This window comes from Streptomyces sp. NPDC044106, assembly GCF_056433985.1.
Genome location: NZ_JBWKFZ010000015.1, coordinates 112,977 through 130,661, shown reverse-complemented (window position 1 = coordinate 130,661; position 17,685 = coordinate 112,977). Strand labels below are relative to the sequence as shown.

The following is a 17,685-nucleotide window of genomic DNA, read 5'->3' as shown; positions in this document are numbered from 1 at the left end:
ACACGCCGAAAGGGAAGCCCGGACGGAAGGGCTTCCCTTTCGGCGTGGAAGGAGGCGGTGACCGGCCCGTTGGGGTGGTCGCTCCCCGTCGGCATGACTGCCGACGGCTGGCGGGGAGCGACCCGTGCCTGTCCCATGAAGCGCATTCAGTGCATCACTGGACGGCTCTCGGCGGAACCGCGGTTCACCCGTTCGCCCGCCCTGTCACTCAGAAGAGCGGCCGGGAAGTGCCGTAGCCGTACGTGCCGTTCGACGCCTCGCACGAGCCGTTCCGCGGTGAACGAGGCCCCGTACACGAAGCGCATGGCGGGGCCGAAGCTCGACGCCGTCGTCAGTCCTGCCAGGAAGAGCCCGGGGCAGGACGTCTCGAAGCGGTCGCTGACGTACGGGGTGCCGTCCGCCAGGGAGTGGAGGCGGGTGCGGACCTCGGGGGCCAGGACGTCGATGCGGCGGGTCGTCGCCCGGAAGCCGGTGGCGGCGATGACGTGGTCCGTCGCGAACCGCAGGCCCTCGCCGGTGAGAGCGGCCGTCCGCACCTGTACGCGCCCGTCGGCGAGCGCGGCCGACTCGACGCGGTGGCCGGTCCGCACCTCGACGCCGGCCTCGACGCGTTCCCTGATCCACCACGCCCCGGCCGGGCCGAGCGCGCCCGCGGCGACCCGGGCGCGGGCCTGTTCGGGCAGGCGCCGGAAGAGGTTCGGGGTCCGCGCGTAGAACGCGTTGCGCCAGCCGCAGCCGAGGCCGGTGTGCGGGGCGCGCACCGACTCCCACCACGGCCGCCGCCAGGGCGCGGGCGCGGTGTTCCAGGACACGTGCGGGGACCGGGCGACGATCCGTACCCGGGTGCCCTGCTCCGCGAGGAGCGCCGCCGTCTCCAGGGCCGCCTGCCCGGCGCCGAGCACCGTCACGTCCTGGCCGCGGAAGCGGCGCAGGTCGGCGTGGTGGCTGCTGTGCGAGACGTGGTCGGCGCCGAGGCCACGTACGGCCTGGGGGATCTCCGTGAAGGGCAGCACGCCCACCGCGAGGGCCACGGCCCGCGCGCGGCAGACCTCGCCGTCCCGGGTGCGCACCTCGTAGCCGCCGGGGGTGAGCCGTACGGAGGCGATGAGGCGTTCGTCGACCGGCGGGGCGGCCCGCTCGGCGAACCAGAGACCGTAGGACGCGAAGTGCTCGATGGGCAGCGGCCGGCCGTGCTCGGCGGGCAGGCCCTCGCGGGCGCAGTAGGCGGCCAGGCCGTACCGGCCCGCGGGGTCGGAGAGGTCGGAGGCCCAGGGCTCGGACTTCAGGAACATGCCGCGCGGCATGTGGTCGCGCCAGGACGCCATGGTCCGGCCGAAGATCCGCACGTCGAGGCCGGCCGCCACGGCGTGCGAGGCGATCGACAGGCCGTAGGGGCCCGCGCCGACGATCAGCAGGTCATGCATCGGTGACTGCTCGCTCTCTGTTCGGCGTGCCGGGCAGGACGGCGGGTGCGTGCTCCCGCGCCCTGCTCGAAAGGAAGGTCAGGACGGTGCCCAAGCGGTGGGTGAGGCCGTCGCGCAGCCGCCGCAGCACGTGGCGGCCCCAGAGGCGGCGCAGGGCCGACCCGGGCGCGGGGTCGTCGGCGGCGTGCCAGGCGAGCTCGCCGGACGGTGGCTTCGCGCGCGGGAACGGCCGGGGAAGGGCGCGCAGCGCGGTCAGCGGGGCGTAGTTCTCCACGACGAAGGTGCGGCCGGGCAGGGGCGCTGCCGGCGGTACGGGGCGGTGGGTCAGGTCGAGGTGGAGGGCGCGGACGACGTCCGTGCCGGTGCCGTCCGCGAAGAGGCGGAACTGGGCGCCGGGGCGCGGGTTGAAGTCGATGAGGTGGTAGTCGCCGGTCGTGGCGTCCCTGCGGAAGTCCATGTCGAAGATCCCCCGGTACTCCAGGGTCGCCACGATCTGCGTGGCGGCCGACCAGAGGCCGGGTTCCGCGGCCCACTCGCCGCGCACCGTGAGACCGGCGGAGCGCGGCCAGGAGCGGTGCTTGCGGCCCGTGCCGCCGCCGCGTACGACACCGTCCCGGCCCGCGCAGCCGTGCACGAACCAGTCCGCGCCGCGCGCCCCGGGAACGAACGCCTGGAGCAGCAGGGGGCTGCCCGCCTCTGCCCTGCGGTCGAACAGCGCGGCGGCCTCGCGCGGGGAACCGATCACGGTGGTGCTGCGCAGCCCGGTGTCGCGGGGCAGCAGCCAGGGGCGGCTCCACTTCGCCACGGCGGGGGCGCCGAGCCGGCGCACGGCGCCCGCGGCCTCGGCGGCGGACTCCGGGGCCAGCGTCGCCGGGTGGGCCACACCGGCCTGCGCGCAGACCTGGGCCAGGGTCGCCTTGTCCGCGACCCGCTCGGCGACGTTGTCGCCCGCCCGGGGCAGCAGGAAGAGGCCGGTGAGCTCGTCGTACAGGGCGCCGACCGCGAGGGCGCCCGCGTCGTCGAGGGGGATCAGCACGGCGGGGCCGGGGAGGCGGTGCGAGACCCGGCGCAGTACGGCGGCCACCTCGGCCAGGGACGCTCCGGGGGCGGGCGGCGCGTGCAGCTGGTGCAGGTACCGGGACCGTCGTACGGGGCTTTCGTGGTCGTCGGCCACCAGGTGGACCTCGACGCCCGCCCGTCCCAGCGAACGCACGGCACCGAGGGTTCCGTGGTGAAAGGGATTCCTGTCGATCCGCAGGAGGACCGCAGGAATGCGTGTATCGAGAGGCTGCAACGTCATCCTCGCTTATCGATCGCCCATGCGGGCGATGTGGGGGAACTCAGGATTAGAAACCCGTTTGGCGCAATAGAAATACATATGACGGATTGTCAGAGAGGTGCGGTCGGGAACGGTCGTAGAACGAGGAGCTGATATGTCCCCACAGCGTCGTCAGCGCGGTAAACGTCTCGCCTTCATCGCTGCTGGAATCGTCTCGTCGGTGGCCCTGGCATCCGTGCCGGGACACACGGTGGGCGTCGTACGCGACGGCGAACCTCTGGGGGGACCCGCGACCGCGCCGAAGACGCCCGCCTTCGGCGCGTACCTCGACTACGGCCCCCGCGGGGTCGAGCGCATGAGCGAGCTGAGCAAATGGCTCGACGGCGCCGAACTGCGGGTCGGCCACACCTATCTTCCGGGCGATCGCTGGAGCAACATCGAGGGCGCCCCGAACTTCCTGGAGAAGTGGGCCGAGTGGCGCAAGCAGAAGGACGATCGGTTCTTCGTCCTGAACGTCCCGATGCTCGAACGCAACGAGGAAGGGGTCGGCGACGCCGAGGTGCAGCGGATGCTGCGGCAGGGCGCCGCCGGTGAGTTCGACCAGCACTTCCATACGCTCGCCGAACGCCTCGTCGCCCTCGGCGTCCCCGACACGGTCATCGTGCTCGGCTGGGAGATGAACGGCACGACGTACACCCATCGCTGCGGTCCTGACCCGGAGTCGTGGAAGAAGTACTGGAACAGGGTCGTCACCGCGATGCGTGCGGTACCGGGGCAGAAATTCCGGTTCGACTTCACGCCGAGCAGAGGGCGGGACGCGGTTCCCTGGACGCAGTGCTATCCCGGGGACGACGTCGTCGACATCATCGGAATGGACTCGTACGACCAGCCGCAGGGAATGCCGTTCGACGAGCAGATCTCGGAGCCTTACGGGCTGCAGCGGCACGTGGACTTCGCGAAGGAGCACAACAAGCCCATCTCGTATCCGGAATGGGGCCTGTTCCGCAACGGCGACAACGACGTGTACATGCGCCGCATGCTGAAATGGATCGACGAGAAGAAGCCGCTGTACAACACCGTCACCGACTACTGCCCGCACGGGGTGTGGCAGTGCAAGGAGAATCCCGCCGCCGCCAAGGTCTACCGCGACCTGCTCTCGGGCCGCGAAGCGCTGCCGGCTGAGCCGACGGTGCCCACCGTGCCGACCGCGCCCACCGTGCCGACCCGGCCGGACGAGCCCGCGAAGGCCCCGCTCTGCACGCCGGTGGAGCTCGGCGACTGGGTCGAGTACTGGACGGGCGGGCTGTGTCTGCGCATCGACTGGTGGCACGCCCTGAAGCGCCCCTGAGAGCCTGTGTCATATCCCCGGCCGGGTGGGCGTCGTCTGGCACGCACGCTCGCCGCGTTGCCGAAAAGCCCTAGTAGCTCCTCCCCCAGGCCTGAACGGCCCGGGGGGACCCCCACCGAGGGCTTCCCGGCGCCTTGCGATCGCACGCACCAGACGACGCCCACTGATCCGACCGGGGATATGACACAGGCTCTGAGAACCTCGCGGCGGCGCGGCGGCGCGAACCGTCACGACGAGGTTCCGCCGCCGCGCGCCGCGCGCTCGCGCAGCCGCCGCTTCGCCCACTCGCGGCCCGCCGCGCCCCAGGCCACCGCGCACACCAGCGGCGACGTGCGCCTGCGGGCCAGCAGGAAGCGCCGGTTGTGGACCGGCTCGGGCCGCCAGTGGTGCTTGTAGGACTCGTTGCCCCGCAGCAGGCTCAGCGCGCGCGGGTGCTCGCCGCCGGTGTGGCGGGTGCAGGCGTCCAGGAGCATCGTGGCGACATCGACCTTGCGCTCCCTGAGCCGGGGGTGGGCGCCGTACAGATAGCCGCCGGCCAGCGTGCCCGAGAGCAGCGTCAGATCCGCGGCCAGCACCTCGCCGTCCAGCCGGAACTCGGTCACCACCGCCTCCCCGGCCGCGACCATCGGGCGCATGGAGCGGAGCAGGTGCTCGTGGAACCGCGGCTGGAGGTGCTCGGCGGTCACCTTGCGGCCCTGCCACTGCAACTGGTGCAGGTGCAGCAGCGTCCGCACCGACGTCTCCACCTCCTCGACGGGGACGACCCGGCTCTCCACCCCCAGCGCCGCCAGCTTGCGGATCTTGGCCCGGGTGCGCTGCGCGCGCGGCGCCGGAAGCCGCTTGAGCAGTTCGTCCATCGGCAGCGCGGGCAGCTCCAGGCAGGCCGAGTCGGCCAGCGTGCGCCGCGGCCCCGGCCACCGCTCGTACAGGCTCTCCACACACGCGCCGGGCCTGACTTCGCCGAAGTCGACCACCGCGGTCCTCGCCAGCGCGTAAAGACCCGCGAGGAGCGCCTCCGTGCCCGCCTCGCGGTGCGCGTCGTCGAGCAGGACGTCGGTGAAGTCGGAGATCTCGCCGCCCAGCGGCTTCAGCGCCGGGACCGGGGTGTCCACCCGCATCAGCGGCGCCGCCGCGATCAGCCGCCCGCCGTCGCGGACCAGGACCACCCGCAGCCGCCCGGGACGGCCGTACGAACGCCACCAGGACGACAGCCAGGCATGGCTCTGGAACGGTGTCGCCGCCGGGCACGACCGGTGCAGCCGCCCCCACGGTTCGGCCAGCGCCTCGAACTCGTCCTGTTCCACGCACAGTTCGGCCCGCGGACGCTCGCCGGTCGCCGCACTCACGGGGCGCTCCGCACCAGCGCGGACGCGGGCCCGGGGACGGAGAGGCCGGACGCCTGCTCCGTACGTCCACGGGGGCGGACCAGCAGCGCGAGGCCGCCGAGCAGACCGCCGGCGCACCCGCCGACCAGGGTGGTCACGCCGGTGGAGAGCGAGGAGGGCGCGTTCGGCTCCAGTGCGCGGGAGAACGCCAGGAGTTTCACGCGGGTGCTGCCCTTGGAGTGGTTGGCGCTCCTGGCCAGCGACCGCGCCACCGCGTTGGCGGTGAGGGCGGCGGAGGAGGGCTGCTCGGTGGTCGCGGAGACCGCGATCATCGGCGCGTCGGGCGAGGTGACCACCTGCACGCTGTCCTGCAGCTGAGCCGGTGACATGCCCGCGGCCACCTGGGCGTCGCCGAGGACGGCGAGCTGCGTGGCCACCCGGCCGTACGCCTGGGCGAATCCAAGGGCCGTGGCCGGGTCCGCCTTCTCCTGCGGTACGGCGACGACGTAACTCGTGGCCGTGTACTGCGGGGTCTGGAGCGCGCCGTACCCGGCGCCCGTCACCAGTCCGAGGGCCGCGCAGGCCGGCAGGGCCCACCAGCGGGGCAGCCGCGCGAGGCGGGCTCGCAGGTCGCCGATGCGCGGTCGCTCGTTCACGGAGTCGCTCATCGAGGGTTCACCTCCGGGGTCGGGCCGGGCACGAGGGACGCGTACACGCCCATCAGCTGCTCGGCGCTTCGGGTGATGCTGTAGTGCCGCACCGCGGCCGGGGCCGAGCGGTGCGGCGGGACGTCCTCGCGCAGCCCCCTCAGGGCTCGTGCGAAGGAGTCCGGATCGCTCGGGCAGTACGCGGCGCCGGACCGCTCGCCCGCGCTGAGGCCCTCCAGGGCCGGGCAGGACGCGTACAGCACGGGCAGCCCGCTGGCCAGGCCCTCCACGAGCGCCAGGCCGAAGGCCTCCTCGGGGGAGGGGGAGGCGAGGGCGTCCATGGCGGACAGCAGGGAAGGCAGGTCCGGTACGCGGTCCGCGCCGCCGCCCTCGTGGGCGGACTCACCGGCGAACCGCACCCGCCCCGCGATGCCGAGCCGCTGCGCGAGCCGCCGCAGGCCCTGCTCCTCGGGCCCGCCCCCCACGAGCAGTACGACGACGTCCTCGGGCAGTGCGGCGGCCGCCCGCAGCAGCACGTCGAACCGCTTGCCGGGCGCCAGCCGTCCCACGCCGCCGACGACGAAGGCCGAGGCGGGCAGCCCCAGTTGGTCGCGCGTACGCACCCGGGCTGCTGGATCGAACCGGAAGCGCTCCACCTCGATGCCGTTGGGCACCACCCGGATGCGCCTGCGCGGCACGCCCCAGCGGTGCAGCCGCGCCCCGACGGCGGGCGAGACCGCGACCGTCATCCGGCCGAGCCGCTCCCCGGCCAGATACAGCGCGCGGACCCCCGCGGTCAGCGGCCGGCCCTCCATCTGGGAGTCGCCGAGGGAGTGTTCCGTGGCCACCACCGCCCGCACCCCCGCGAGCCGGGCCGCGACGCGTCCGTACAGGCAGGCCCGGTAGAGATGGGTGTGCACGACGTCGTAGCGGCCCGCGCGGATGAGCCGGACGAGGCGCGGCAGCGCCGCCACGTCGCGGTTGCCGGACATGCCGAGGTCGGTCACCCGGATGCCGTCGGCAGCGATGCCCCGCGCCACCGTGCCCGCGTCGGTCAGCGCGACGACGTCGCACGGGGTCGGCAAGTGGCGCAGCAGCAGGCGCAGTTGCAGCTCCGCGCCGCCCACCCCGAGCCCGGTGATGATGTGCAGGACCTTCACCCGAACACCGCCGAGCGCTCGTCGAACACCGCCGAGCGGTCGAGGACGCGGCGCCTGAGCCGGTTCGTGCGCAGCTTCAGGCGCATGCGCCAGGCCGAGTCGCCCTGGCCGATGTGGACGCGCGGCAGGGCGAGGGGGCCGGCGAGCGCGCCGGGGGCGATCGCGCAGGCGTAGCGGTACCCGGCCTCGCGCACCGCGGCCGTCACGCGGGCGTCGACGTGGCCGTAGGGGTAGCAGAACCCCTGCACCTCACGGCCGGTCAGGGCGTACAGCGCGGCCCGGCTGCCGCCGACCTCGCGGCGCAGGAGGCGGTCGTCGGCCTTGGTCAGGTCGACGTGGGTGAGCCCGTGCGAGGCGATCTCCATGCCGCTCTCGGCGATGTGCCGGATGCCTTCGGCGTCCAGGAGCGGTTTGCGCGGGCCGAGCGGGTCCCAGGCGTTCTCCCCGCCGAGGCGGCCGGGCAGCACGAACACGGTGGCGGTGCAGTCGTGCTGCCGCAGCAACGGCAGCGCGTGGTCGACGAAGTCGCGGTACCCGTCGTCGAAGGTGAGGCCGACGAGGTTGTGCTCCTGCCCCTGCGCGCACGCCTCGAACAGGTACTTCATCGACACGCCGCGCAGCCCGTTGCGCCGCATCCAGCGCAGCTGCCCGGCGAGGCGCTCCGGCGCGACGGTGATCCCGTACGGGTCGTCGGCCGGGTCCGCGACGGAGTGGTACATCGCCACCCACGCCGGGGTGCGGGGCGGCCGGAACCGCAGGAACGGCTCCGTGCCGGACGGGGTGGACGGGGTCGGCGGAGTGGGCGGGTCGGACGGGGTGAGGTCAACGGACATGGCGGAGCTTTCTGGTCACGGAGCGGAGGGCGGACGGCCAGGGCTGCGCCCCCAGGAGCAGGCCCAGGAGTGCGAAGGAGACGGTCACGACCGCGCAGCTCGCGAGGACGGCGGCGGCGGGCGGCCCCGCCATCCGCCCGGTGCACAGGGCGCCGAGCACCGCCGCGCCGCCCGCGGCGAGCACCAGCCGGCCAAGGCGGCCGACGACGACGCGCTTCCTGACGGCCACGGTGTGCGGGCCGGTGCCGCGCAGCAGGAGCAGTGCGGCGACGCAGATGCCGGCCGCGTTGGCCCCGGCGATCCCGCGGACGCCCCAGGCACCGACGGTCAGGAGGCCGAGCCCCGCGGTGGTGACGACGCCGGTGACCATCGCGCCGAGCGGGACCCAGGTGGTCCTCGCCACCGAGAAGTGGGCGCGGGCGAGCGCGCCCACCAGCGTGTGGCCGAGCAGGCCCAGCGCGTAGACGCGCATGACCGAGGCGGTGGCGGCGGTGTCCCGCGCGGTGAAGGCGCCGCGCTGGAAGAGCAGTTCGATGAGCGGGGGCGCGGCGGCGATGACGGCCGCGGCACCGAGAAGCACCATGCATCCGGCCAGGACGAGGTCGCGTTCCACGCGCTCGCGGGCGCGTTCCGTCTCGCCGTTGGCCAGGGCCCGCGCGACCACGGGGAAGGTGACGGTGCACACCATGAGGGAGAGCACCATCGGCATCTGCGCGACCTTCTGCGCGTAGTTCAGGTGCGAGATGGCGCCGGCGGGCAGCGACGAGGCGAGGAACCGCTCGATGAGCACCTGCGACTGGCGGCAGAGCGCGAAGAGGAGGACGGTCCAGATGATGGTGGTCTGGAGCGCCTGGGCCGGCGCGGGTTCCGGCGCCGGTACAGATTCCGATTCGGGCTCCGACTCAGATTCCGGTTCAGCTGCCCGTACGGGTACGGGTACGGGCACAGGTACGGGCGCGGGACCCGGTGCCGACCGCAGCTGGCGCCACAGCGACGGGGCCTGGACGGCGACCATGAGCGCGCCGCCCACCGCCACGCCCGCCGCCGCGGCCCGCACGCCCAGCGGTGCCGCGAGGGCGAACAGGGCGGCGATGATGGCCGCGTTGTACGCGACGTAGACCGCCGCGGGCGCCACGAACCGGTGGTGGGCCCGCAGCGCCGCGCTGCAGTAGCCGGCCAGACCGAACGTGAGGGCGCAGGTGGCGGTGAGGCGCGTGCAGTCGACCGCCAGGCGGGGGTCGGGGAGGCCGGGGGCGAGGACCGCGACCAGGTAGGGCGCCGCCGCGATGAGCAGGGCGCCCGCGCCCGCGAACCAGAGCGCCATGCGAGGCAGCGATGCCCGCACGAGAGCGTGGACGGGGTCGGTGGCGGCGGCCGGGGTGTCCGCGCGGCGCGCGAGCGCGAGGCTGAACGCGGGGACGAGGAAGAAGGCGAGGCCGTCCTCGATGAGCAGGGTCGCGGCCAGTTCGGGCAGCGTCCACGCCACCAGGAAGGCGTCGGTGTCGGTCCCCGCGCCGAAGAAGTGCGCCAGCGCCTGGTCGCGTACGAGGCCGAGGAGCGACCCCGCGATGGACAGCACGGCCGTGACGATGGCGGCCTTGGCGAGGAACGAACCGCCGGACTTCCCGGCCGCCTCACCCGCGCCGGCCCCGACGGTTCCGGTTCCACTTCCAGTTCCGATTCCACTTCCGGTCCCGGCCGTCGTGGTGGCTGCCGCAGCCGGTTCCGGGGCCACCTCCGGTGGCACGGTCGTCATCGCGCGTCCGCCTCTCCCGGCCCGCCGCGCAGGCCCACCGACCACCAGGCGATGAGGCCGAGGGCGACCGCGGTCAGGACGGTGGAGGGGCCGCCGATATCGGCGTACATGAAGTCGACCAGCTGCCAGACCAGCAGCCCGCAGGCGACCAGCGCGCAGTCCAGCTCCGGCCCGCTGGGGCCGCCGGGCCCGCTGGGGCCGCCGGGACCGTCCCGCCGGGCCCACTGCCCCTTCCAGCGACGCACCCCGCACACCACGAGCCCCGCCCAGCAGCCCGCCAGCGCGGTGAGGCCGAGCAGCCCCTGCTCACCGAGGACGAGCAGGTACATGTTGTGCGGGGAGAGCAGTGGCTGGCGCACGAAGCCGCTGCCGGCCCCCGCGGTGTCGCTGCCGGAGGACAGAGCCAGCGAGGCGTGGCTGTCGCGGTGGCCGGGGAACCCCTTCAGGCCCACCCCGGTCACCGGGTGCGCGCGCCACATGTCGGCGGAGGCCGCCCACATCGTGTAGCGGTCGGTGACCGACTGGTCGGGGGCGTCCGTCACCTGCGTGATGCTGCTGAGGCGCTCCTGGAGCATGGCCGAGCCGACGCCGAGCCCGGCCACCAGGACGACGGCCGCCGCACCCGCCGCGAGCAGGGCCCTGGCCGCCCTGCGCACCCCGGCGAGCAGCAGCACCGCGGCGCAGCCCGCCGCCGTGGCGATCCACGCCCCGCGGCTGAACGACAGGGCGAGCGGCACGGTCAGCAGGGCCGCGCACACGAGCGCGGCCGTCCGTTGGCGCGGCGCGCGGGGGCGGTGCGCCAGGGCCAGCGAGCTGATGAGTCCGTACGAGACGACCGTGGCCATCCCCATGACGTCCGTGGAGCCGAACGTGCCCACCGCGCGGATGTCCTCGCCCATGTACGAGGCGCCGGTGCCGGTCAGGTACTGGTGCACGCCGATGACGCCCTGCCAGAGCCCCAGCGCGACGAACGACCAGGCCAGCAGGCGGAAGTGGGACGCGTCGCGGATCAGGAGCAGCACGGCGGCCGGGACCAGCACGAAGATCTGCAGGTAGCGCGCGGCCCCGGCGACCCCGGTCGCGGCGGACGAGGCGCCGAAGGCGGCCACGGTGATCCCGACGACCGGCATGCCGAACAGCACCGCGGCGGTGCGGGTCAGCGGGCGTCGGCGGGCCCGCACGGCGCGCAGGACGCAGTGGCCGACGACGAGGGCGGACACCGCGTCGGCCACGGTCCCGGTGCCGCCGCCGGACGTGGCTCCCTCGGCGGGCACCGGCAGGGCGAGCAGCGCGACGAGGAGCACCACAGGGAGGACCGGGGCGTACCGGCGCAGCAGGGGCGGCACCACGGTGTGCGGGCGGGTGGCGGGCAGGGCGGGGGAGGGGGCGGGCAGGTGGGTCACTTCTCAGCTCCCCGTGCGGCGTACGAGGCAGCCGACGGTGCGCAGCAGGATGCACATGTCCTGCCAGAACGACCAGCTGTCGATATAGGCATTGTCGAAGCGGCACCGGTCCTCGATGGAGGTGTCCCCGCGCAGGCCGTGGATCTGGGCGAGGCCGGTGATGCCGGTCGGCATGCGGTGCCGGTGGGCGTAGTCCGGGTGGGCCTGGCTGAACTGAGCGACGAAGAACGGTCGTTCGGGCCGCGGTCCGACCAGGCTCATGTCGCCGCGCAGTACGTTCCACAGCTGCGGGAGCTCGTCGAGCGACGTGCCCCGCAGGAACCGGCAGAACGGGCTGATGCGCTGCTCGTCGGCGACGCTCCACCGCGTCGCGGCCTCCTGCGGGTCGGCGGGCCGGTGGGTACGGAACTTGAGCAGGGTGAACAACTCGCCGTCCTTGCCGACGCGTTCCTGCCGGAAGATCACGCCGGGGCCCTCCACGGCGCGCAGCACCAGGGCGCACACCGCGAGGACCGGCGCGGCCACCAGGAGCAGGACGCCCGACACGGTGAGGTCGAGGAGCCGCTTGCCGACGCCGGTCCCGCGGGCCCGGGTGGGCAGCAGGGGGCGGCAGGCGAACCCGGCCACGTACTCCGTGGGCCCGCCCGGCGCGGGCGCGATGTCCGGACAGCGCGGGTCGAGTTCCCACAGGTCGCAGCCGAGGCCGCTCAGCGCGGGCAGCCACCCGGCGAACGCGGGGCCGCGGTCGGCGAGCAGGAACACACCGCCGATGTCGTTCTGGATCACCGCGCGGTGGAGTTCGTCCTCCGTGCGGAGCACCGGAAGCTCGGGCCCCGGCATCCCCTCGGTGTCGCCGCCGCCCTCCTCGTCCTGCCGGTGCTCCGCGCTCTCGCCGAGGATGCCGACCGGCCGCATGCCGCAGCCCGGCCGCCGCAGCAGCGCGGCGGCCACGCCGCGCGCCGGGCCGCTCGGACCGAGCACCAGGACCGGCCGGGGCCTGCGCACGGCGCGGGAGCGCCGGTGCCGGTGGACCAGGGCGCGCCCGCAGAGGCTCAGCAGGCAGTGCAGGGTGGCCGCGCCGAGGAGGGCCTCAGGGGCGAGCGGCCCCGGAGCGGGCAGGACCGACGCGGGCAGGACCGACGCGGTCAGCGCCGGGGCGAGGACCGCGGTGAAGGACCAGCCGAGCACGATCCGCCCGGCGAGCGACGGCGCCTGGCCGAGCGTGTCGGGCAGCGCGGCGTACTCGTACAGCCGGCCCCGCGCGTTCAGGATCAGCACCACGGCCACGAGCAGCGGCGCGAGGACGGCCCGCTGCCGCGGCTCGTCGAGCGGCAACAGGCTCAGTAAAGCGGCGGCGCAGTCGACGGCCACGAGGGCGGCGGCCGAACGCCGTCTGCGGGCGGGCGTCCGTGCCGACGCCCCCGCGCGATGGCCCATGGCTTCGCGTGGCGCGACGACGAAGGACCCGGGCGGGGCCTGGGTGTCCTGCCGCGGCTGACTGGATGAGGAGGCAACGGTCCGTTCCGCACTCACGTGGTGGTGCACTCCCTGTGTCCGGTGGGCGCCGTGCCCAGAAGCTCGCCGTACACCGCGTCGATGGCGGCCGTGGTGTGCCGTGCGTCGTGGTGGTCCAGTACGTGCCGACGGCCCCGCCGCCCCAGCGAGTCGCGCAGCTCCCCGTCCCGCAACAGGGCGAGCAGGGCCCGCGACAGCGCTTCGGGGTCCTCCGGCGGTACGAGGGCGTGCCCGCGGTGGGACGGCGGCAGGCTCTCCCGCGCCCCGTCCACGTCGGTGACCACGACCGGGCGGGCACAGGCCATGGCCTCCAGCGGCGCCAGCGCCATGCCCTCCCAGCGCGAGGGGAGTACGACCACGTCGGCGGCCCGGTACCAGGGGGCCGCGTCGGCCGCCTCCCCGGCGAAGGCCACCCGCGGCCCGGCCTGGGCGCGCAGCCGTTCGCCGTCCGGCCCGTCCCCCACGAGGACCAGGCGGGCGTGGGGGACCTGCGCGGCCACCGCGGGCCAGGCGCGCAGCAGCACGTCCTGCCCCTTCTGCCGGCAGAGCCTGCCGACGCACACCACCAGCGGAACGCTCACGTCGGGCGCCCGGCCGGGCGCGGTGGGCGTGAAGCGGTCGGTGTCCACGCCGTTGGGGACCACCGAGTAGGAGCCCGTGACGCCCGCCCGCCGTCCGGTGACCCACTCGGCCTCGCTGACACAGACGATGCGCGTCGTCCACCGCGCCGCGCGGCGCTCCCAGAGCCGGGCGAGGAGCGCGGTGACGCCGCCGACCGCCTCGAACGACCAGGCGTGCGGCTGGAACACGGTGGGCACGCTGCCGCGCAGCGCGAGGCGCGCGGCGAGCCCGGCCTTGGCGCTGTGCGCGTGGACGAGCGCGGGCCCCGTCGCGTCGACGATGCGCTTCAACTCCCTGGTCTCGGCCCGCAGGCCGGGTCCGGGGGAGCGGGTCGCCGCCCAGGGGTGTACGCGGACGGCGGGTCCGAGGGCGCCCAACGCCCGGGGCAGGAAGCCCTCCTCGGGGCAGGCCACGTGTACGTCGGTGCCCGCGGCGGCCTGCGCCGTGACCAGGTCGACGACGACCCGCGCCACGCCGCCGTCCACGGGCTGGCTGACGTGCAGGACCCGCGGGGGAGCGAGTGCTGAGGGCAGAGGCATGCGCGACTCCCTTGAGTCAGTGGCAGCGCGTGGCCGGTGCGGTGCTTCCGGAGTGTGGAGACTCGAACCACAGCGGAGTTGGGGGATTCGCGAGCAATGAACGAATCTGAACGCATATGACTGGAATGCCCTAAAGGGAAGCGCAACTGTAGCCGCTGAAGCGGACAAGTCGGTCAACCTCGGCGCGTGTGTCGGAACGGTGAAGGACGTGGCAGTCGGGCGACCGCGCACCCGGGCGGCGGCCCGGCGGAGCGAGCGGAGGTCGCGGCGCGCCCGGCGGCCCGCGACCGCGGCACCGCAATGGATCGGACGCAGCATCACCCGTCTGGGCGCACAACTCGTCGTGCCGCTCAGCAGTTGATCCCTCCAGACGGGTATCCCTCCCGTCCCTGGCAACATCACCAAGGAGCAGCACTCCATGTCGCGTACCACCAAGGCTCTTGCCCTGTCCGCCGTCGCCGCCGCCGCCGTGGCCGGAACCGCGGGTGTCGCTGCCGCGGACAGCGGCGCGCAGGGTGCCGCCACCAACTCCCCCGGCGTGATCTCGGGCAACAACGTGCAGGCGCCGATCCACATCCCCGTGAACCTGTGCGGCAACAGCATCAACGTCATCGGTCTGCTGAACCCGGCGTTCGGCAACACCTGCGTCAACGACTGACGCACCGTCCGACCGCGGCGGCCGTCCCCGTACTGGCGGGGGCGGCCGCTTCGCGTACCGGCGCGGGCCGTGCCCCGAATGGGGGGCCGCGCCACCGTCAGCCGACTGCCCGTCACATCCAGTTCCCACCTGCGCGGATGCTCGCGCCGCACAGGCACGGCCGGTACGTCGCGCGACCGCTCGGTTGCGGGCGGCGTGGGCCGATCCCACGGTGATCACAAGATCTGACGCATCACCGGAAGGGAACCACTCATGCGCGCTCTGCCCGTACGGCGTATCGCGACCACCACCCTGTGCGCGACGCTGCTTCTCGGCACGGCCGGCCCGGCCTTCGCCTCCCAGGGCGACGCCTCACCCGACCGCACCCGGGCCCAGCAGCTCGACGACCTCGGCGGGGTCATCGCCCCCGTCCTGAACCTGCTCCACGCGGTGCTCACGGCGAAGGACAACAAGCTCTCCCCCGAGGACGCCAAGAAGCACGCCGACGCGATCCAGAAGGCGTTCGCGGCCGCCGCCCAGCCGCCCGCCCAGCCCCCGGCCAAGGCACCCCTCGCATTCGACAGGGGACCGGTCGACCCCAAGGGCGACGCCGCCGCCGCGCTGCAGAAGGCGATCGACGCACTGACCAAGGCCGCCGAGGCCGGTGACGTCAAGGCCGTCCTCACGCAGACCCCGACGGTCATCACCAGCGCGGTGAACCTCGGCCTCACTCCCCTGCAAGGCGGCGGCACATCCGCGGCCGGCCTCTAGTCACGGCCCAAGAATCCGGGGCGGCAAACGCCCGTATGCATCGGCCGGTTGATATGAGAATGGCATGGGAATTCTTCCCCAGCGGGCCGGGGGAAGTTTGCGGCACAGGGGTTTCCGCATCGGCCGGTGCTCGTTGGTCCCCGTGAAGAGAGACACCAGGCAATCGATGCCTGAACGGTTCTCCCACGGGCGACACGCGTTGCCAAAGAAAGGAACATGATGAAGGCCCTGAAGGCTGCCGCAGTCCTTGCCGGTTCGATCGCCATCGCCGGTTCCGCCGCGCCCGCGTTCGCCGGCGACCTGGCGCCCACCAGCCTCAACGGCGGTCTCGACGCCCTCACCGGCCAGTCCCTGCTCAAGACCAAGCCGGTGGGCACGAACATGCTCGACACCGAGAACGAGGACTCCGTCGTCAACGCGGTCAAGGGCATCACGGAGGGCCTGAACGAGGGCGGCGGCCCCGCCGGGCTCCTCGGCGGACTCCCCCTCGGCAAGTAGCCTCTCCCTTCCACGGGCGCGCCCCGGGCAGCCGTTCGAGCAGGCAAGGGCCGGTCACCTCTGCCACGGACCGGCCCTTCGGTGTGCCGGCGAAACCCTGCCCGTCGGTGGCGCGTGCGTTCGGCCGCGCCGCCCCACGGGCGCCGACCGGGTGACCCCATCGTGTGATGCCGTACCCGCGCTGGGCCACACGGGTGACAACGGACCCGGGCCGGTCCTCCGGCGTCTATACGGTTCCCCTCATGACCTCAACTTCCAGCGAACAGCGCCCCCTGCGAGCAACAGATCTGGGAACCGTGGCCGTTCTCGCCTGGAGCGGTGAGCACCCCGAGGACGAGAGGGACATGCCCTTCCTGCTGGCCTACTCCCTCGGGGACACCGAGGGCGGCCCCGAGGCCACCGCCGCGGCGCTGGCCGCCCTCCTCACGGAAGCGGGCCTGCCGATCGGCGGCCCCCTCCTCGACGGCGCGCGCCACCCCTCCCTGCCGGTGAGCCTGCTCGTCGAGGGCGACAACGTCGTGGTCAACATGCCAGGCCTGAACGCGCAGTGCGTGGTGCCGCCGGAGTGGATCGCCGCCGTCAAGCTGCGCGGCCACGCCTACTTCATGGCCACCACGCGCGCGTGGCCCGATGCCAAGCCGGGCGAGCCCGTGTCGGAAGAGAGCCTCGGCGAGTTCGCCGGGTCCGAGGAGACCATGGTCAACGCCGCCCACTGCCTGCTGCCCGCACGCAGCCTGCGCTGATGCGCCGCACCACCGAACCGCCGCCCACGCTCCCGCTCCAGGCCGTCGGCGCACCCGGCGCGGTCCCCGCCGCGGCGCCCTCCACCCCGGCGCCCCGGGAGCAGGAGGCGGGCCCTTCCCTCGGCGCGCTCCTGGTGGTCACGGGCGTCGCGGGGCTCCTTGCCGCGTGGGTCATCACCCTCGACAAGTTCAGGCTGATGGAGGACCCGGACTTCGTCCCCGGGTGCAGCCTCAACCCGGTGGTCGCCTGCGGAAACATCATGAAGAGCGAGCAGGCCGCCGCCTTCGGATTCCCCAACCCGATGCTCGGGCTCGTCGCGTACGCGGTGGTGGTGTGCGTCGGAGCGGGCCTGCTCGGCGGCGCCCGCTTTCCCCGCTGGTACTGGCTGGCCCTCAACGCGGGCACGGCGTTCGGCGTCGCGTTCTGCGCCTGGCTGCAGTTCCAGTCCCTCTACCGCATCCACTCCCTCTGCCTGTGGTGCTGCCTGGCCTGGGCCGCGACCGTCGTCATGTTCTGGTACGTGACCTCGCACAACGTACGGTGCGGATTCCTGCCCGCTCCCCGGGGCGTACGGGCCTTCCTGGCCGACTTCACCTGGGTGCTTCCCGCGCTGCACATGGGCGTCATCGGCATGCTCGTCCTCACCCGGTGGTGGGATTTCTGGACGAGCTGAACCGGGTGGACCCGGCCCCGGACCGGATGACCCGTCGCCATCTCATCGCCGCCGCCGCCACGGCCCTCCTCGCCGCCGCGGGCATCATCGAGGCGGTGCCTGACGAGCCCGTGCGGGAACCACTGCCGCCGGGGCCGCTCACACCGAACCTGGCCGCCCCGGGTCTCGCCGGTCCTTACCCGGACGGAGCGGACTCCTCGGCCACGTCCGAAGGCCCGCCGTTCGACGAGGTGTACCGGGGCCGGCGCATCCGGGGCGAGCCGGTCGCCCACCGGGGCGGGGCCGCGCACCCGGGCCTGCGGGTCACCGTCGACGGGAGGCGGCTTGGGCTCATGCGCCGTGCGGACGGCGGCTACCTCAGCATGGTGGACCACTACCAGTCGTACGCGACGCCGCTGGCCGCCGCCCGCGCGGCCGTCGACGAGCTCGGCCCCGGACAGGCCCTGACCGGAGCGACCGAGCCGACCGGACCGACCGGGCCGGCCGGCCACGGTCACTGAACCGGCCGCGTA

Annotated in this window: 17 protein-coding genes; 7 read left to right on the top strand and 10 right to left on the bottom strand. The window is 73.9% G+C overall.

Features of this window, described 5'->3' with window-relative positions; genetic code table 11:
• Positions 1 to 146: 146 nt before the first annotated feature.
• Positions 147 to 1,424 (bottom strand): NAD(P)-binding domain-containing protein, encoded by a 1,278-nt coding sequence (locus AC07DI_RS27200; protein WP_478906544.1) that lies wholly within the window; start codon positions 1,422 to 1,424, stop codon positions 147 to 149.
• Positions 1,417 to 2,718, bottom strand: coding sequence for a carboxylate--amine ligase (locus tag AC07DI_RS27195; protein ID WP_478906655.1), 1,302 nt, complete (start codon positions 2,716 to 2,718; stop codon positions 1,417 to 1,419). Before AC07DI_RS27195 ends, AC07DI_RS27200 begins: the two co-directional genes overlap by 8 nt.
• Before the next feature lie 139 nt (positions 2,719 to 2,857).
• On the opposite strand from AC07DI_RS27195, the gene AC07DI_RS27190 reads away from it, so the two are divergent.
• On the top strand, positions 2,858 to 4,051 hold the full coding sequence (locus AC07DI_RS27190) for a glycoside hydrolase family 26 protein (RefSeq protein ID WP_478906542.1): 1,194 nt from the start codon (positions 2,858 to 2,860) through the stop codon (positions 4,049 to 4,051).
• A 227-nt stretch (positions 4,052 to 4,278) separates the two neighbouring features.
• Here the strand turns inward: AC07DI_RS27190 and AC07DI_RS27185 are convergent, their stop codons facing one another.
• From AC07DI_RS27185 to AC07DI_RS27150, 8 genes are read right to left on the bottom strand one after another with little or no spacing between them, the layout of a single operon-like run.
• Positions 4,279 to 5,397: a GNAT family N-acetyltransferase gene (locus AC07DI_RS27185; RefSeq protein ID WP_478906540.1), complete on the bottom strand. Its 1,119-nt coding sequence runs from the start codon at positions 5,395 to 5,397 to the stop codon at positions 4,279 to 4,281.
• Entirely contained in the window at positions 5,394 to 6,044 is a 651-nt protein-coding gene (locus AC07DI_RS27180; protein WP_478906538.1) for a YveK family protein, read from the bottom strand. Before AC07DI_RS27180 ends, AC07DI_RS27185 begins: the two co-directional genes overlap by 4 nt.
• Positions 6,041 to 7,183 carry a glycosyltransferase gene (locus tag AC07DI_RS27175; RefSeq protein ID WP_478906536.1) on the bottom strand — a complete coding sequence of 381 codons (1,143 nt, stop codon included), beginning with the start codon at positions 7,181 to 7,183 and terminating at the stop codon, positions 6,041 to 6,043. The genes AC07DI_RS27180 and AC07DI_RS27175 overlap by 4 nt, the downstream gene beginning before the upstream one ends.
• On the bottom strand, positions 7,180 to 8,016 hold the full coding sequence (locus AC07DI_RS27170) for a polysaccharide deacetylase family protein (RefSeq protein WP_384262910.1): 837 nt from the start codon (positions 8,014 to 8,016) through the stop codon (positions 7,180 to 7,182). Before AC07DI_RS27170 ends, AC07DI_RS27175 begins: the two co-directional genes overlap by 4 nt.
• Complete coding sequence (locus tag AC07DI_RS27165) at positions 8,006 to 9,772, bottom strand: lipid II flippase MurJ (RefSeq protein ID WP_478906534.1); 1,767 nt, start codon at positions 9,770 to 9,772, stop codon at positions 8,006 to 8,008. Before AC07DI_RS27165 ends, AC07DI_RS27170 begins: the two co-directional genes overlap by 11 nt.
• On the bottom strand, positions 9,769 to 11,175 hold the full coding sequence (locus AC07DI_RS27160) for an O-antigen ligase family protein (RefSeq protein WP_478906532.1): 1,407 nt from the start codon (positions 11,173 to 11,175) through the stop codon (positions 9,769 to 9,771). The genes AC07DI_RS27165 and AC07DI_RS27160 overlap by 4 nt, the downstream gene beginning before the upstream one ends.
• 3 nt (positions 11,176 to 11,178) lie before the next feature.
• A complete protein-coding gene (locus AC07DI_RS27155; RefSeq protein ID WP_478906530.1) occupies positions 11,179 to 12,708 on the bottom strand; it encodes a sugar transferase in 1,530 nt (509 codons plus the stop codon).
• Entirely contained in the window at positions 12,705 to 13,850 is a 1,146-nt protein-coding gene (locus AC07DI_RS27150; RefSeq protein ID WP_478906528.1) for a glycosyltransferase, read from the bottom strand. The genes AC07DI_RS27155 and AC07DI_RS27150 overlap by 4 nt, the downstream gene beginning before the upstream one ends.
• A 418-nt stretch (positions 13,851 to 14,268) precedes the next feature.
• Here AC07DI_RS27150 and AC07DI_RS27145 point away from each other — a divergent pair, with 418 nt between their 5' ends.
• The 6 genes from AC07DI_RS27145 to AC07DI_RS27120 all read left to right on the top strand — a co-directional run bounded on the left by AC07DI_RS27145 (position 14,269) and on the right by AC07DI_RS27120 (position 17,673).
• A complete protein-coding gene (locus AC07DI_RS27145; protein ID WP_478906526.1) occupies positions 14,269 to 14,508 on the top strand; it encodes a chaplin in 240 nt (79 codons plus the stop codon).
• A gap of 252 nt (positions 14,509 to 14,760) precedes the next feature.
• Positions 14,761 to 15,258, top strand: a complete 498-nt coding sequence (locus AC07DI_RS27140; RefSeq protein WP_478906524.1) for a hypothetical protein — start codon at positions 14,761 to 14,763, stop codon at positions 15,256 to 15,258.
• A gap of 219 nt (positions 15,259 to 15,477) precedes the next feature.
• Complete coding sequence (locus AC07DI_RS27135; RefSeq protein ID WP_384262938.1) at positions 15,478 to 15,756, top strand: hypothetical protein; 279 nt, start codon at positions 15,478 to 15,480, stop codon at positions 15,754 to 15,756.
• Positions 15,757 to 15,998: 242 nt separating this feature from the next.
• Complete coding sequence (locus AC07DI_RS27130) at positions 15,999 to 16,499, top strand: DUF5949 family protein (protein ID WP_478906522.1); 501 nt, start codon at positions 15,999 to 16,001, stop codon at positions 16,497 to 16,499.
• Complete coding sequence (locus AC07DI_RS27125; RefSeq protein WP_478906520.1) at positions 16,499 to 17,173, top strand: vitamin K epoxide reductase family protein; 675 nt, start codon at positions 16,499 to 16,501, stop codon at positions 17,171 to 17,173. The genes AC07DI_RS27130 and AC07DI_RS27125 overlap by 1 nt, the downstream gene beginning before the upstream one ends.
• Entirely contained in the window at positions 17,149 to 17,673 is a 525-nt protein-coding gene (locus AC07DI_RS27120; protein WP_478906518.1) for a tyrosinase family oxidase copper chaperone, read from the top strand. Before AC07DI_RS27125 ends, AC07DI_RS27120 begins: the two co-directional genes overlap by 25 nt.
• The last annotated feature ends 12 nt before the right edge of the window (positions 17,674 to 17,685 follow it).

Excerpts from the sequence above, each read along its gene's own strand:
- AC07DI_RS27200 (WP_478906544.1), bottom strand. The coding sequence starts at position 1,424 with ATGCATGACCTGCTGATCGTCGGCGCGGGCCCCTACGGCCTGTCGATC.
- AC07DI_RS27170 (WP_384262910.1), bottom strand. The coding sequence starts at position 8,016 with ATGTCCGTTGACCTCACCCCGTCCGACCCGCCCACTCCGCCGACCCCG.
- AC07DI_RS27125 (WP_478906520.1), top strand. The coding sequence starts at position 16,499 with ATGCGCCGCACCACCGAACCGCCGCCCACGCTCCCGCTCCAGGCCGTC.
- AC07DI_RS27145 (WP_478906526.1), top strand. The coding sequence starts at position 14,269 with ATGTCGCGTACCACCAAGGCTCTTGCCCTGTCCGCCGTCGCCGCCGCC.
- AC07DI_RS27190 (WP_478906542.1), top strand. The coding sequence starts at position 2,858 with ATGTCCCCACAGCGTCGTCAGCGCGGTAAACGTCTCGCCTTCATCGCT.
- AC07DI_RS27135 (WP_384262938.1), top strand. The coding sequence starts at position 15,478 with ATGAAGGCCCTGAAGGCTGCCGCAGTCCTTGCCGGTTCGATCGCCATC.
- AC07DI_RS27165 (WP_478906534.1), bottom strand. The coding sequence starts at position 9,772 with ATGACGACCGTGCCACCGGAGGTGGCCCCGGAACCGGCTGCGGCAGCC.
- AC07DI_RS27130 (WP_478906522.1), top strand. The coding sequence starts at position 15,999 with ATGACCTCAACTTCCAGCGAACAGCGCCCCCTGCGAGCAACAGATCTG.
- AC07DI_RS27180 (WP_478906538.1), bottom strand. The coding sequence starts at position 6,044 with ATGAGCGACTCCGTGAACGAGCGACCGCGCATCGGCGACCTGCGAGCC.
- AC07DI_RS27140 (WP_478906524.1), top strand. The coding sequence starts at position 14,761 with ATGCGCGCTCTGCCCGTACGGCGTATCGCGACCACCACCCTGTGCGCG.
- AC07DI_RS27150 (WP_478906528.1), bottom strand. The coding sequence starts at position 13,850 with ATGCCTCTGCCCTCAGCACTCGCTCCCCCGCGGGTCCTGCACGTCAGC.